General features: G+C 54.6%; 18 protein-coding genes. 15 read left to right on the forward strand and 3 right to left on the reverse strand.

Features of this window, described 5'->3' with window-relative positions; all coding sequences use genetic code 11:
• The first annotated feature begins 93 nt into the window (after positions 1–93).
• The 4 genes from O5O45_RS09550 to O5O45_RS09565 all read left to right on the forward strand — a co-directional run bounded on the left by O5O45_RS09550 (position 94) and on the right by O5O45_RS09565 (position 5,241).
• Positions 94–2,343 carry a TonB-dependent receptor gene (locus O5O45_RS09550; protein ID WP_305904983.1) on the forward strand — a complete coding sequence of 750 codons (2,250 nt, stop codon included), beginning with the start codon at positions 94–96 and terminating at the stop codon, positions 2,341–2,343.
• Entirely contained in the window at positions 2,331–3,668 is a 1,338-nt protein-coding gene (locus tag O5O45_RS09555) for a sialidase family protein (RefSeq protein ID WP_305904984.1), read from the forward strand. The genes O5O45_RS09550 and O5O45_RS09555 overlap by 13 nt, the downstream gene beginning before the upstream one ends.
• A complete protein-coding gene (locus O5O45_RS09560; protein ID WP_305904985.1) occupies positions 3,665–4,132 on the forward strand; it encodes a TlpA family protein disulfide reductase in 468 nt (155 codons plus the stop codon). The genes O5O45_RS09555 and O5O45_RS09560 overlap by 4 nt, the downstream gene beginning before the upstream one ends.
• Positions 4,133–4,332: 200 nt before the next feature.
• Positions 4,333–5,241: a phage tail tip lysozyme gene (locus O5O45_RS09565; protein WP_305904986.1), complete on the forward strand. Its 909-nt coding sequence runs from the start codon at positions 4,333–4,335 to the stop codon at positions 5,239–5,241.
• Positions 5,242–5,307: 66 nt separating this feature from the next.
• On the opposite strand, the gene O5O45_RS09570 is transcribed toward O5O45_RS09565, so the two are convergent.
• Positions 5,308–5,463: a hypothetical protein gene (locus O5O45_RS09570; RefSeq protein ID WP_305904987.1), complete on the reverse strand. Its 156-nt coding sequence runs from the start codon at positions 5,461–5,463 to the stop codon at positions 5,308–5,310.
• Here O5O45_RS09570 and O5O45_RS09575 point away from each other — a divergent pair.
• The 7 genes from O5O45_RS09575 to O5O45_RS09605 all read left to right on the forward strand — a co-directional run bounded on the left by O5O45_RS09575 (position 5,453) and on the right by O5O45_RS09605 (position 8,812).
• The gene (locus O5O45_RS09575; RefSeq protein ID WP_305904988.1) at positions 5,453–5,767 is read left to right on the forward strand and encodes a DUF4013 domain-containing protein; all 315 of its coding nucleotides are present in this window, start codon (positions 5,453–5,455) and stop codon (positions 5,765–5,767) included. The two genes, O5O45_RS09570 and O5O45_RS09575, sit on opposite strands and share 11 nt — an antisense overlap.
• A 211-nt stretch (positions 5,768–5,978) precedes the next feature.
• Positions 5,979–6,335 carry a hypothetical protein gene (locus O5O45_RS09580; RefSeq protein ID WP_305904989.1) on the forward strand — a complete coding sequence of 119 codons (357 nt, stop codon included), beginning with the start codon at positions 5,979–5,981 and terminating at the stop codon, positions 6,333–6,335.
• A gap of 266 nt (positions 6,336–6,601) precedes the next feature.
• Positions 6,602–6,796, forward strand: a complete 195-nt coding sequence (locus O5O45_RS09585; RefSeq protein ID WP_305904990.1) for a hypothetical protein — start codon at positions 6,602–6,604, stop codon at positions 6,794–6,796.
• Positions 6,797–6,938: 142 nt separating this feature from the next.
• A complete protein-coding gene (locus O5O45_RS09590; RefSeq protein ID WP_305904991.1) occupies positions 6,939–7,214 on the forward strand; it encodes a putative quinol monooxygenase in 276 nt (91 codons plus the stop codon).
• 102 nt (positions 7,215–7,316) lie between these two features.
• Positions 7,317–7,628 (forward strand): DUF6559 family protein, encoded by a 312-nt coding sequence (locus tag O5O45_RS09595; protein WP_305904992.1) that lies wholly within the window; start codon positions 7,317–7,319, stop codon positions 7,626–7,628.
• Between the two features lie 4 nt (positions 7,629–7,632).
• The gene (locus tag O5O45_RS09600) at positions 7,633–8,430 is read left to right on the forward strand and encodes a tetratricopeptide repeat protein (RefSeq protein ID WP_305904993.1); all 798 of its coding nucleotides are present in this window, start codon (positions 7,633–7,635) and stop codon (positions 8,428–8,430) included.
• 130 nt (positions 8,431–8,560) lie between these two features.
• On the forward strand, positions 8,561–8,812 hold the full coding sequence (locus O5O45_RS09605; RefSeq protein WP_305904994.1) for a hypothetical protein: 252 nt from the start codon (positions 8,561–8,563) through the stop codon (positions 8,810–8,812).
• A gap of 23 nt (positions 8,813–8,835) precedes the next feature.
• On the opposite strand, the gene O5O45_RS09610 is transcribed toward O5O45_RS09605, so the two are convergent.
• The gene (locus O5O45_RS09610; protein ID WP_305904995.1) at positions 8,836–9,723 is read right to left on the reverse strand and encodes a helix-turn-helix transcriptional regulator; all 888 of its coding nucleotides are present in this window, start codon (positions 9,721–9,723) and stop codon (positions 8,836–8,838) included.
• 110 nt (positions 9,724–9,833) lie between these two features.
• Between O5O45_RS09610 and O5O45_RS09615 the strand changes: the two genes are divergently transcribed.
• Entirely contained in the window at positions 9,834–10,871 is a 1,038-nt protein-coding gene (locus O5O45_RS09615; protein ID WP_305904996.1) for a methyltransferase, read from the forward strand.
• On the opposite strand, the gene O5O45_RS09620 is transcribed toward O5O45_RS09615, so the two are convergent.
• Entirely contained in the window at positions 10,835–10,957 is a 123-nt protein-coding gene (locus O5O45_RS09620; RefSeq protein ID WP_305904997.1) for a hypothetical protein, read from the reverse strand. The genes O5O45_RS09615 and O5O45_RS09620 overlap by 37 nt on opposite strands.
• Positions 10,958–11,577: 620 nt before the next feature.
• Here O5O45_RS09620 and O5O45_RS09625 point away from each other — a divergent pair.
• The 3 genes from O5O45_RS09625 to O5O45_RS09635 all read left to right on the forward strand — a co-directional run bounded on the left by O5O45_RS09625 (position 11,578) and on the right by O5O45_RS09635 (position 14,354).
• Positions 11,578–12,861, forward strand: a complete 1,284-nt coding sequence (locus tag O5O45_RS09625) for an aerolysin family beta-barrel pore-forming toxin (RefSeq protein WP_305904998.1) — start codon at positions 11,578–11,580, stop codon at positions 12,859–12,861.
• Between the two features lie 188 nt (positions 12,862–13,049).
• Complete coding sequence (locus O5O45_RS09630; RefSeq protein ID WP_305904999.1) at positions 13,050–13,805, forward strand: hypothetical protein; 756 nt, start codon at positions 13,050–13,052, stop codon at positions 13,803–13,805.
• A 90-nt stretch (positions 13,806–13,895) separates the two neighbouring features.
• Positions 13,896–14,354: an ATPase gene (locus O5O45_RS09635; RefSeq protein ID WP_305905000.1), complete on the forward strand. Its 459-nt coding sequence runs from the start codon at positions 13,896–13,898 to the stop codon at positions 14,352–14,354.
• Positions 14,355–14,574: the final 220 nt, after the last annotated feature.

Here is a 14,574-nt window from a genome sequence, read left to right on the forward strand (position 1 = left end):
GCTCAAAAATCCCTGCGACATTTTGCCGCATCCATCTCCCGTAAAGGCTTCATTAATATGCCCTTTTTCTAACATAAAGAGTAAGGGGACGTTATGCGCCTGAACCGCGCGATCGGGGCTGTAGCAAGCCTTGCGCTGCCATTGGGGGCGGCGGCGGAAGAGGTCACTGTGTTACAAGCGGTGGAAGTGGTGGGAGAACGGCCCGCGTTGGTGACGGAGCCGACGGCTTTACAAACGGAAGTCATGGCGGAGAAACTGGAGCACATCAACAGCCCAGAGGTATCCGATGCGCTTAAATACGAGCCCAACCTGATCGTGCGCAAACGCTATATCGGCGACCGTAACGCCACCTTATCCTTCCGTGAGACGCACACCACCCAGACCGCGCGCGCCGTGGTGATGGGAGATGGCCTTATGCTCAGCAACTTCCTGGGTTCCAGCTTCAACTTCGCGCCCCGATGGAGCCTGATGCAGCCGGAGGAAATCGAGTGGATCGAAGTGCTGTATGGACCTTACGCGGCGGAATACAGCGGCAACGCCATGGGCGGCGCGGTGATCATGCACGGCCGCATGCCGGAACAGCGCGAGGCGCAGGTAAGCGCCGGGGTGTTTCTACAGGATTTCAGCGCCTACGGAACTGACGACACTTATTTCGGCTACAAAACCCACGCCTCCTTTGGCGACAGAAAGGGCCCCTGGAGCTACTTCCTGGCGACGGACTGGCTGCAGAACGAAGGACATCCACAAAGTTTCGGCGTCGCCTCAGGCTCTGGCGGCGCGCCAGCAGGAAATCCTGTCGAGGGCGCCCATGACTATCCGGCGGGAGGCTATCTGTATAACTCCGCCGGTCGCAGCGACATCGGCGAAAGCGTCAGCAAAATCAAGCTGGGCTATGACATCAACGAGCGCCTGCAAGCCAGAGTGACGCTGGCCTATCTCGACCGTAACGAAGACAGCCTCAACCCGGAAACCTATCTGCGCGACGCCGCTGGCCAGCCCGTGTATAACGGCGACGTGGATATCGACGGCGCCAGCTACAACGTCAGCAGCCAGCGCCTGGGCGAGTCCGAAGCGAAAGACCTGATCTATGGCGCCGAACTGGAAGGCGCGCTGGGAGATGGATGGGAGATCAAATCCGCCGTGTCCCTGTATGACGTGCTGGAGCAAAAGCAACGCCGCTCTGGAACCAACTATGAAGAGGCGCAAGCCAACGGCGCGGGAACCCTGACGGAAGATCAGGGCACGGGCTGGGAGACCGCCGACGTCAAGTTCGGTCATCGTCACGACGGCGGCTGGTTGGGCGAGCGCGTTTTGTTTGGCTATCACTTTGATCGCTATCGACTGGATCAGGCCAACTACAACACCACTCACTGGCGCAGCGACGACATCGCCAGCTTGAGCGGCGACACGGAAGGAACCACTCGCACCCATGCGCTGTTCGTGGAAAACGAATGGACGCCGGCCCCGGCCTGGAGCATGACCCTGGGCGCCCGTCAGGAGTGGTGGCGCGCCTATAACGGCAGGCTGGCGCGGGACTTCGGCGCCGAGCGCGTGAGCGCGGCCTATCCGGAAAGAAGCGAATCCGACCTGTCCCCCAAAGCCAGTTTCAGCTATCGCCCCAATGCGGACTGGAGCGCCACTTTGTCTCTGGCGCTGGCCTATCGTTATCCCACCGTGGGCGAGTTATATCAGGGCTCTATCGACAATACCGGCGCTTTCAACGCCAGTTTTGATCCTGATTTGAAGAAAGAGAAAAGCTTCGCCAAGAACCTGACCGTCAAACGCAACTTCGACAGCGCCTCGGTGACCGTCAGCCTGTGGGAAAACGACGTGGACGACGCCATCTACCGGCAGACCAACGTGCTCACCGGCGTCACCAACTATCAGAATATCGACCGCGTGCGCTCCCGGGGCGTGGAGCTGGTGACCGGCTTGCAGAACGTGCTGACCCCAGGCCTGGACTTGGATTTCAATCTGTCCTTCACCGATGCGGAAATCCTCAAGAACAACGGCGCGCCGGAGTCGGAAGGCAAACAGTTTCCCCGCGTTCCCAAATGGCGCGCCAACGCGCTGGCGGGCTATCAGGCGACGGAGCAGTTACGCCTGGGCGGCGGCGTCCGTTACGCCAGCGATCCCTATGACAGCCTGGACAACAGCGACGGCGACCGCAGCGGCTTCGGCTACACCGACAGCTTTCTGGTGTTCGACGCCCGCGCCGTTTACGCACTGAATGAGCATTTCTCTGTCGCCGGCGGAGTGGATAACTTCACCGACGAACGTTACTACGTCTATCACCCATATCCGGGTCGAACCTACTATGCGGAGGTCAAATGGAAGTATTGAATCTGCGCCTGTTGCGCGTCGCTGTGATGGCGGCCGCGGCGGGCCTTGCAAGCGGCGGCGTCTACGCCCACGGCGACAAGCATGGCGCGCACAATGACAAGAGCGGCGGCCATCATGGCGCGGCGGCGCCCGCAGGCCCCTGCGCCGACCCTATGGCGCTGCCGTCCTTGAACTGCGCCAAGTCGCCCACGCCGGCGTTCGGCCGCGATGGGCGACTGTGGATCACCTGGTATTCCCGCGGCCATATCTACATCCAGCATTCCGACGATAACGGCGCCACGTTCAGCGCCCCCCAGGCGGTGAACCCGATCCCGGAGGCGGTGGACGACCAGGGCGAGGATCGGCCGCAAGTGGCGCTGGGGCCGCGTAATGAAATCTATCTGCTGTGGACCCGCAAACTGGATAAACCCTATACCGGGCATATTCGCTTCAGCCGCTCCCTGGATGGCGGCCGCACGTTCAGCGCGCCGATCAACGTAAATGACGACAAAGACGTCATCGCCCATCGCTTCCCCACCTTCCGCGTGAATGACCGCGGCGAGATCTTTGTGGTGTGGGTGGATAAGCGGGATCTGGAAGCGGCCAAGGCCGCCAACAAGGAATACGCCGGCGCTGCGCTCTATTACGGCGTCTCCACGGATAACGGCGCATCGTTTCAAACCAGCCGCAAACTGTCGGACAACTCCTGCGAATGCTGCCGCATCGCCATGGAGCTGGACGCGCAGGGGCTGCCGGTGATTCTGTATCGACAGGTGTTTGACGGCGGCGTGCGCGACCATGCACTGATCACATTCAGCGATCTGACCACGCATTCCGCGCCGCAACGGGTGAGCGACGATCAGTGGAAACTGGATGGCTGTCCTCATCACGGACCGGCGATAGCGGCGAGCGGCGACAGACAGCATCTGGCCTGGTTCACCGCGGGAGAAAACCGTCAGGGTCTGTTCTACGCCCATTCCACTAAAGACGGCTTCAGCAAGCCCGTGGCCTTTGGCGGTCCTGGTGCGGAGCGTCCCATGATCGAGGCGTTGGGCGAGCACGTCGTCCTCACCTGGAAAGCCTTCGCTGACGACCGCACCCGCACTTTCATGCAGGTGTCCGAGGACGGCGGCGATTCCTGGAGCGCCGCCACGGAAGTGGTTAATACCGAAGGCGCATCGGATCATCCGTTGCTGGTCAACAATGGCGATAAGATTTATCTGTCCTGGCAGACGGCGCAGGAGGGCTATCGTTTGACGCCGTTGCCGGGCTCCAGCGCGGAAGTGGCGGCTAACGCCGCAATCGAGAACGCCGAGGATCACCATCAACATAAGGAGTCGTTGTGATGGGACGGGTAATGCTGACGCTGGCGGCATGGCTGTTGGCCTCCGCCGCCAACGCGGAGGTCAAGCCATTCACCGCGGATAGCGTCAACGCGGTGCAGCAACAGTGGGACGGCGAACCTTACCTGGTGGTGCTGTGGTCCATTGACTGTCCGCCTTGTCACAAAGAGCTGGAGACGTTGGGCGGTCTGTTGCAGGACAACCCCAATCTGGCGGTGACCCTGGTGTCCACGGACCAGGACCTGCCTGAAGCGCAGGTCATGGAAACCCTGGCCCGTTACAAGATTGAGTCCGCCGATAACTGGCGTTTCGCCGATCCGGTTCCGGCGCGCCTGCGGCAGGCGATTGATCCCTCCTGGTATGGCGAGTTGCCGCGCAGCTACTTTGTTTCCGCCAACGGCGAGCGCAAAGGCCGCAGCGGCCTGTTATCCGAGGAAGCTATTCGCGGCTGGCTGCAGATCGATTAAGGCCTTCTGGGCGGGCGCCTGTCGCCGTTCCCGCGCCTCACCGCAACTTCTCCCTCCATCCGGTTACTGAATCTGGGTGGAGGGCGCTCCAAGATTCCGATCGCCTGAACGCCTCAAACTGATTGATTTCCGTCGGTCGGAATTGTCGCCCATCCCGCTTTTTGCAACCGCTAATCAAAATCAGTCAAAGAGGAAAGGCGATGGATATAAAAGAGTTTAATTCCTACCTGGATGACGTGAGCCAACGCAGTCCCGATTCGCAGGTGTCCGCGCTGGCGGAAATTTATCGCGATGAGTTCAACCGTCAGTACGACCAGCTGAAAAGCAACGGCGGCAACCTGGGAGCAATGCAGGATTTGCTGGATATGATCATGCAGCAACTGCGGATGATCCTGAAGATGGACGGCTCCCAGGATACTAACCCGTCCAAGCAAGATAAAACCGGCGGCATTGACGGCGTCTGTGGCGTCAGCGATCCGCCGGCGCTGAACCTGGGCGTGCATAAGTCCAATAAAATCGCTGATGTTGATCTGCAGGATACGCCGGTCAGCTTTGATTCCACCCTGAGCAAAGCCATGCCGAAAGGGCGACTGTCTGAGTCAGAAGGCAAGGATGTGGCGATGCAGGTCATGGATAACCTTATCAAGGACTTCGGCCTCACTCCGGAGCAGGCGGCGGGTGTGGTCGGCAACCTGTATATGGAAAGCGACGGCATGAACCCGCACATCAACCAATACTCCCAGTTCAGCCAGGGCGCTTCCGATCCTCGGGCGTTCGGAACGCCCACCAATGACCGGGTGCAGGACAGCACGGGGTATGGCTGGGCGCAGTGGGGCGAATCCCGCAAGGATGGGCTTATCTCCTTCGCGGAGAATAACGGCATGGATCCTGGCAGCGCCGCCGCCAACTACGGCTTTCTGAAGCACGAGTTGTCTTCCACTTCAGAAAGTGCGGTGATCGGCAAACTGAAGCAAACGGACTCGGTGGCTGACGCCATGGTGGTGTTCAGACAGGACTTTGAACGGGCGGCGGTAGGGTCGTCGGCGGATCAGGAGCGCCTCAACAAAGCTAACGAAATATACGAGCTGTACAAGAGCAGAACCGCTTAAACCTTAACGAAGACGGACGGGCGCCTGCTCGCCGTCTTTTTGCTTTAGTCGTGCGTTTACAATGTGTTACATTTCTGTCGCTTCCCGTTGGCCATCCTGGGGGCGCGACAGTTCTTCGTTGTCGCCTTCCCAAGTCAATGGCCATTTCACGCCGTCGGAACCGGGATTCCGATCATTTCCATAGTCATTGATGAGCAGAGAAGGGGCGACGATGCCGTTCATAGAAGGAATAAAACAAAGCCTGATTTATCCATTTGAAGACCGGGACTGGGTCAGCAAACTCTGGCCGTTGCCGCTGATCGCCGCCATTCCCGTGCTGGGCCTGATCAGTGTCATTCTGCTGAAAGGCTGGCGCTTCGAAATGGTGAAACGCATTGCGCAGGGCTCCCATGAACTTCCTCCGTTTCGCCCCATTCCCATGCTGAAAACCGGCGCTTTGCTGTGGGTGGTCATGATGGGACACATGTTCATTCCCGGCGTGCTGTGCTCAATTTTAGGGATCGGCGGTCCTTTAGGGAGCCTCTGAAAAACGTTGGTGAGGCCGTAAGTGCAAGGAAAAAGTCGGCGAAAAAGCGCAGTTTATCGTGAATAAATGAGCATTTTGAGCCGACTTTTGACGCTGCAATGGCGGCCGCAGGTAGTTTTTCAGAGGTTCCTTAGGTTTCGCGGCGGATATTTACGACATCGTTACCGACGGATTCGGCGCCTGGGCCAAATCGCAGCCGTCGGACTGGCTGTTGACCATACTGGTTTATCTCACCTGGGGCGTTATTTCCTTTCTGGTGTTTCAATCCGGCATGATCCGTTACGCTCTGAGCGGAGACTGGAAAACCTTGCTTAACGCGCCGGTGAATTTTCTGCTGTTCGTCCGGCATGCTCACTATTTTCTGAAGTTCTATATTTACTGGGTGCTGCTGTCATTGGGCATCTTTCTGGCGGATTCCGTTCTGGCCTTCACCGGGATTGGTCTGCTGCTGGTTCCTGCCTTCACCGTATGCGCCTATTACATCACTACCGCTCATGAACTGGGCTTGCTGGCGAGAAAGGTGAATAACGCCAAGGCGGCAAGCGAGATTGCGTCAACGGCGGCATGAAGGTCCCACCAGTAGTGGTTTCACACAAACGGAGCAAGGAATAATCCCACTCTGCGCCAGCGTATTAGTGCCTTTGCGGCGCTGGCGGCCACTGCTAGGGTCAATTGACGCCTGCTGAAAAAGCGTGGATGCCAGCCTGTTTGGCGACGCGATAAGCAGGCGCTGGCCGCCAGTCTGGCGATAACGGGGCAGGGGTTGCGTCCCGGAGGTTAATCGACCGGCTTGCGGCGTTCACCCTCTCAACACACTCAGAAGGAGTCTGCGTCATGTTGAAGAAACTCATCGCCTTCATGTCCCTGATCGCCATGTTCAGTATCGTGGCCCCGGTCAACGCCCAGTCCACCGCTGCGACGAATGCAGTCAGCGCCACCACGACTGCTGATGAAATTGGCGTCAGTCAAAGCCACTATTACATCATCTGCATCGCGTATACCTGCTATAAGATACCGATTCCTCATTGAAGGGATCAGCGCAAGGCGCGTGAAAGGTGTTTACATATGTAAGCGTAAGCTAATACACATTCGTGTTGATCGTTAAGGATGGGAAACCATCCTTAACTTTTGTATGGTGAGGACGCCTGATCCAACCTGCTGCGGAGAGCAAATGTCCAAGGTGATTCTCAAGGGATATATCATTGTCCCCCATGAAGATTTAAGCGCCGTAGAGCAGGCGTTACCCACTCATACGCAACTGACGGTTGAAGAGGAAGGCTGTCTGACATTTCAAGTAACGAAAAATGATGGCGACCCAAACCGGTTCGATGTCTATGAAGAATTCGTGGATAGAGCCGCCTTTAATGCGCACCAAATCAGAGCTAAAAACTCCCATTGGGGAAAAGTGACTCACAACGTTGAAAGGCATTACGAAATCTGCGAGTAACGAATCCATGCTGAAATGACGAGCATAAATCTTTTCTTTTTCCCCAAGACATTTAATCTTAGTGACGGTATAAGCGTAGTAGACAAGCAAACAAGGTAATCAATGGATATCGAAGATAAAGTAAAAAGAAAAGACGCCATCCGTAAATATATTGGCGTATTGGGCCCCGAACTGAGAAAGCGGCATGATAAGAAAAAATACTACAGCGGCTCTGAGGTAAAGCAGGCTTTGGCCGCCTTAAACCTGCCCGACAAATTCATGCTTTTCGCCTTGGCGCTTTACTGCAGCAAGGACGAATACGAAAAAGCCACCCCACAACCCGGCGGTAAAGTCATGAACTACGCCGAAGCCAAGACCATCGCGCTGAATATCGCCCTGGCGGGGAGTGCGTTGGGGGCGGGGGAAGGAGAGTAGTCGTTTGAAGCAATGCATCTTGTTTATTCTTATGACTTTGTGGGGAACAGCGATGGCGGCGGATATTGTCTACAAATCAGCGGACGGCAGAGTGCTGACCTTGCAGGAGTTGGAGAACTCAGAGGGTAAGGTGGCGTGGGAGGTTCAGAGCGGTCAAGGTATACCGGAGGCCGCCGTCGCCTTGCACAATCAGGGTAGAGAGTTTGGTCAGCAAGGGGAGAACGACAAGGCGATTGACGCCTTCACCCATGCCATCAAGCTGGCGCCGGATTGGCCGTATCCCTATTACGATCTGGCGTATACCTACCTGCTGGCGGGCGACCCAGAACAGGCCTTAGCTCAGTACAAGACAGTAAACCAGCTGTCCCCACGAGGATTCTTCACTGCGCAAACCGCTTATCATTATCTGCAACTCGAAAAAGAAGGCGCCTATCCGGCGGGATTGTATTTGTATTACCTCAGCCATGAATGGGGAAAGAGCCCAGAGCAACAGACGGAGATCTTCACGAACATCCTCAATCGCTTTCCCGATTACGCACCGGCCCTGCAAAAACTCGCGGGTCTATATGACGACGGGGAAAAGAAACTCGCGCTGATTGATAAAGGCCTGGCCGCCAACCCGGATAAGGAAACACGAGGCTTTCTCCTGCTGAATAAAGCCGTGACCTTGTATAACTCCGGCGACGGTCAAACGGCGATCACCATCTTGGGAGAGCTGGCTTTGGACCCTGAATCGCCTATGGATGTTGAGCTCATCGCCCAGCGTACCTTGGCGATGTTGGTGAAACAGCAGGGGCAGTGAAGTGATGGGTTCAGCAGATAAAGATGCGCCGTCGCAGCCTTGACGTCTCATTGTTTACCGCTTGGTTACCCGGAAGCCGATATATTCTCAAGTTAGATTCGCGACCAACTGATAGTTATGTGGAGGCGATATGATTTCATGGGTTGTAAACATAGGCGGATTATTTCTGTCTTTCTATTTCACAGAGCTGACGTCTCAGTCAGTGTTCGCAAGCGTTATTTGTCCCATCCTGGCCACGTTGTTTTTGATCACCACTGCGGTAAAAATCGCCTTATCCACCTCGGGTTATTCCGACGGCCGCTACTCCGGTGATGGCGGAGGCGGCTTCTATGGCGGCGATGGAGGATGCGGAGGCGACGGAGGCGGTGGCGGGGACTGCTAGGCTCTCTAGAAAACGCCTCTGGCTTATTTTTGTTTCGGCGAATAACCGAAATACTTGCGAAAGGCGGCGCTGAAGTTTTCCGGGTGTCGATAGCCCACTGTATAGGCGGTCCAGGCAACTTGCTTGCCGGCTTGCAACAGGGCTTTAGCGCGTTGCATTTTCAGCTCCAGAAACTTCCTCCCCGGTGAGACGCCGAAGTAGCGTCGAAAGCCGGTCTTAAACCGATACTCGCTCATTCCCACCTGTGCGCTCAGAAAGGCGATAGACAACGGCTGTTCCATTGCGCTTTGCATGAGGTCCAATGCGCGCTCCAGTTTGCGGATATCGTCGGCCTGCATGTCGCATGCATCATCGATCGGCGCTGTCTGATGCAGTGTTTCGGCTAACAGCGTCAGCGCCTGAATGCGCTGGCTGAGTGGATCGGCATGAGGCGCGCGTAAGGCCTGCAGGCCGGTATACTCCGCCTCGCTTATTCGACGATGCAGCAGGAGAGAGGTGTCGGTATTTCTGCACAGCGAATGAGCGATGCGCTGCATTCGCGGCGCTCCCAGATACTGCGTCAGACGATCCGCGGTGAAGGCGAGTCTGACTTGCTCCAGGTTTGCCGTCGCATTGAACTGACGACGCCCTTGGACATCCTGATAAGAAGCAAAAGTAACGCAGCCTGACTTGAATGGCGCCGATACCGATCCACAGCGACTGTGATAGGCGGACTCGCCGCTAAGGCCAAAGGTGATGACATACAGCCGGGCGCCGCCTTCCCGTCGCTGCGGTTCTGCATAAGGGGCAGGGAAGCGTTGTCGCAGATGAATCAGACTAAAGCCCTCGTCCAGGCAGACGATGCGCGCCTTCAGGTTGGGACCGACACGATCGCGCCAGTCAGGGCCTGGATGGGCCTCACCCTTTATCACAGTCATTGCTCCTAATAGCACAGGCATTTAAATGATAATAATTATCATTGGCTGGTAGGGTATGTCTACCTCTACGAACTATCTACCAGCTATCAGGAGACATGAGAATCATGACTTTCAATCCTCCCCATCCCATGCAGGCGTACTGGAATATTGCGGCGACGCCGGTACAGGGACAGTCGCTGAAACTGGCTATCGAAATGGATTTGTTCCGATTGCTGCAGCAACCCGCTACGGCGCCTGAACTGGCTCGGAAAACGTCCGTACGCCCGGAAAAACTGGCGCTATTGTTGGAAATGCTGTGGAGCATGGGATTGCTGCATCGTTGCGGCGGGGCGCTTGGAGGCCACTTCGAGTACAGCCCGACGAAGGTGGCGCATCAGTACTTTGCACCGGATAAAGACAGTCTCGCCTCTGCCTGGCGTTTTCGTTTTGACATGTTGCAAACCGCCGCCGATGCGATGACGCGTGACTTGATGAGCGTAGACGAGACGCTGGAAAATGCTTCCCACGCCACTGACGCCGGGTGGGCCGCAGCGGCGCAAGCGCAGATCGCCCATGAACAAGCCCGCGTCAGCGCGCCGGACTTGGCGGAACTGCTTAAGCAAATTCCGGCGCTTCCAGATAAGGGACGTCTCATCGATTTGGGAGGAGGCCCGGGGATTATGACGCAAACGCTCGCACGGGCTTTTCCTGATATGAAGGCTTACCTGTTTGAAGGTCCCATGACGGCGGCGGTCGCCAGAGATTCTATCGGCGCTGCAGGGATGGCGGACAGAATTGACGTGCTGGAAGGCGACTTGGAGACAGACGCGTTCGGTGACGGCTACGCTCTGATTTGGTGCTCATCCGTCCTACATTTCATTCATGATCGAGTCGCCTTTCTAAAGAGAGTGAAAGACGCTCTGGCGCCAGGAGGCGTGTTTATCTGCGCTCACGGTGAGCGCGCCAACGACCCTGAGCACAACGCCGTGGTGCTGCCTTTCTACCTGCCTATGCTGCTGCGCGGCTGTTTTGTCCCTCGGCAGGGTGAGATAGGGGACTTGTTGGTGGAAGCAGGCTTTTCAGCCCCTCAATCCGCTGGGCGTCGTCATTTCGCCCTGGCGCCGGTTCAGGTCATGGTGGCGCGCAAGGAGCCGAGGGCCTGACGGATTTTCCGGCCGCTACGAAGGCGGCCTCTTTCTTTTTTCTTTTTTCTATTTTCCTTTTCCTTTTCCTTATTCTTTTTCTTCATTTTTTTTCCTTGCCTTCGTTTTCCTGCTTTTACTCCCTGAACTCATCTCCGAATTTCTTTCCCGCTAAAGTGAAATTTAGTCATTTCATCATCGCCGCTTTCCTCTCTTTTCATTATCTGGATCAATTAATGACCGGATATTGATTGGGTTACATAATGAAACAAGTTATATATTGTTATGAAATGCTTTTCATAGAGAGGCAAACCGCTCAGTGTGATTGATAATATAAATTTTAATGTTTGCTTAATGGGGGCGTCTGATGAACAGAATCTGTCTATTTAGACAGGTTTTATTGAACGCCGGTTAATTAATTCTTATGAATATTCAATAAGTTAAATAATTTGAATTGTAATAGTTATCCCGATGGTAAATTAGATATGACTTAATTAGGTTTTATGAATGTCAATAGGCATTAGACTAAAGGCTAATTTTCTGATTATTTTTTGATTGATTAACTGAATTTGCGTTTATTTGTTTGGATGCAATGATTGCTGAAATAAACCATATGTATTAACCAACTAATCCGCAGGATAGGCCTAATGATAGATATGTAAAACTATTTTGGTTAATCGTTCTCTGAATGAGTAAAAGGACGATAAATAAATATAAGGACCTAATTATGCATTACCTGTCGAAATCTTTTGTTCCCTCAGCGCTCGCAGCCAGCATCATTTCTCTGCTAGCGCCCGTCTCGACCGCTCAGGCGAATGACGATATACCCAAGTATCAAGATAAAGTATACGCTGCCCAGGATATCGCCTCCCTGAAGGATACTATCGTTCGCGACCCGGACTTTTATGTTCCCCTGACTTATCTGGCGCACTACCTGGGCTACGGCTGGTGCGGTGGAACCGCTTCTCAGAATGTGGGTGAAGATTTCAGTATTACCCGCAATGGCGATCAACAATATACGTTACAGGCTAATTATAATAGCAGTGATCCTTACTCTGGAGGATACTGGGCGGATAAACGCTTAAAAATGTCGTTATCCGGACTTAAGTTTTATACCAACCCCGGCTCACTTAAATTGGGCGATCCCCAGGTCTATGACCGCGAGCCGTTAAAGACCATTACTGCGGTGGTATATAACCGTGGCAATACGGAAGATACCGCCGTCGCCACTTTACAATATGACGAAACGAAAAGTTGGTCGAAACAGGAAGATTATTCTTTCTCTGAAACAATAAGCATTAAAAATACATATGAATTTGATCTTAAGATATTCGGAGGAAGTACAGAAATTACAGCTGGCTTTACCGCCAATCAGGGATGGAGCGAATCCAACGGCAACAGTGAAACCGTCACCCAGTCCGCGCAGTATCGCGCACTGATGCCAGCGAATTCCAAGCGCATCATCACCCTTACGGTCTTCAAACAGAAAGCCGATATTCCTTATGAGTCGGAAATGGTGCTGGGGTACAATGTGGCGCTGGAGAACTTCCTGCGCTGGGGCGGCAACGCCAGAAACGACCACCCCACAGATCGCCCCTGGGAGAACTATACCTTTGGCGGTCGCAACAATCTGAACGGCGCGGAGGATATTCTGGATCAGTACGCGCATCGCAGTATCCAGAACTACGGACAATGGGATTGGAACTGGATGCTGAATCAGTACGGCGCCGACAGCGTGAAGTGGGCGGTGGGCAATATCAGTAAGCGTCGTTTCATCGCGCCGCTGACGGGCAAGTTCACCACAGTCGACGGCAGTCAGTTCAATATCGACGCCAGCGCGCCGATTGCTCTGGATGGCTCCGAAATGCAGATGGCGCAGCAGTCGGCTCGCAGCAAACGCAGCCTGGGCGGCAATCTGGAAATGGAAATCGTACGAGTGGATGACTACAGCTACGACGACACCGTCACCAACCTGACCTTCACTTTGGATGACGGCTTGAAGTCGATGTAATTCAATCGAGTTCGCACGCTGACTCTGATCAGCTCCCCTTCGGCGCGTCCCTGCTCGGTGACGCGCCGTTTTTGTTATACGGCTTATTTCTTCCGCTATTGAAATGATTCGCCCGATCCAAGTGAAAGCGTGCTATTTTGGAGGGATCAGGGCTTCCTAAGAGTCCATAAACTTAATGGACGCAAATTATGAAGTACTTTTCGATCTGGCGTAGCGCGGCATGCAGCCTTCTGTCGTTGCTCTGCCTAGTTGGCGGCGCCTATGCTAAAGACCCACATCCCGCCAACTCTCATCCTCTCCCGTATGGCGACAACTGGGAATGCGATCGCGGCTATCGTCAGAAGAATAAATCCTGCATCGCCGTTGAGGTTCCTGCGCATGCCTATCTGAGCGCTTACGGCCGTTCCTGGGATTGCGACAGAGGGTTTCGCAAGGAGAGCGAAAGCTGTGTGGCGATTACTGTTCCAGCCAATGGCTATCTGGACAGAAGCGCTTTCCAGGGCTGGCGTTGCGAGATCGGTTTTCGCAAGCAGGATGATCAATGCGCTGCGGTGTCAGTGCCGGCGAACGCTTATCCTACCTACGAGACCCATGGTAGAGGCTGGAAATGTGAGCGCGGCTTCAGGGAAATGGATAACGCCTGCCTGTCGGTGAAGACGCCGGCCAATGGCTATCCTGTCTATGAGCTTTATGGAAAGGGCTGGTCTTGTATGCGCGGTTTTAAGGAAGTCGGCGATCAATGCGTGGCGGTCAACATGCCTGCAAACGCCTTTCTGACGGAAAAAGGCGACGACTGGGAATGCGCTCGCGGCTTTCAAGCGGACAGAGACGCCTGTATACCGCTTAAACTGCCGCCACACTCGCACATCGACAATTCCGGCAACGGCTGGGAGTGCAACAGCGGCTATCGTGAGAAAAGCGGTCGTTGTGATCAGAGCTGGTAATTAGCGTTTTTTTATGACCGGAGACATTGAGATTTCTCTATTGAGTATTAGATTAGTAATTTAAGAGAAATAGTCTGATAGGAGCTCTGAATGCATGCCGAGACATTAAGAAACGTTCTGCACTGGACCAAGGAATACCATCAACGACTTTCAAAGTCCCTTTCTCAGTCCGCAGGGCTCCATGAGAATGAAGGATCCCGTTTGCTGCTGGACTACCTGGCTCGGCACGAAACCCTGCTCTCCGACGTGATCGATGGCTTTGAACAAACCGGCGAATTGAAAGCGCTTAATACCTGGTGTTACGAATACCTTGAGATGCAACCGACTCATGCTTTGGCGGATGGGAATATTCACTATGAGTCGCTGAACTCCCAACAGATCATTGAAACCGTTATGGAGAAACATCAGCACATTATCGAGCTGTATCGCTATCTGCACGCCAAGGCGGCGACGCCTTCGACTCAGGAGCTTCTGGAGAACCTGATGAAGCTGGAAGAGCACGAAGCGATGTTGATGTCGCAGAACGGTAATCGACTGGATGAAATGTGATTGAAGCAAAGAGCGGCTTAACCTGCGCCGCTCGTTTGTTGAATTAGCCCACCGCCAAACGCGTCCCCGAAGATTCCCCTCATTTGCTTGCGATAGGCGCAAGCTGCAACTAAAAAAACCGATCTAAGCGTTAGTTTAGCCATAATGTCCCGGGTGACAGGTCGGTTTTATGCGTCATAAACTGGCCACAACGAAAATAAACAACAAAGTTGTACATAGA

Origin of the sequence: Hahella sp. HNIBRBA332 (genome assembly GCF_030719035.1) — a bacterium.
Lineage (GTDB): Bacteria > Pseudomonadota > Gammaproteobacteria > Pseudomonadales > Oleiphilaceae > Hahella.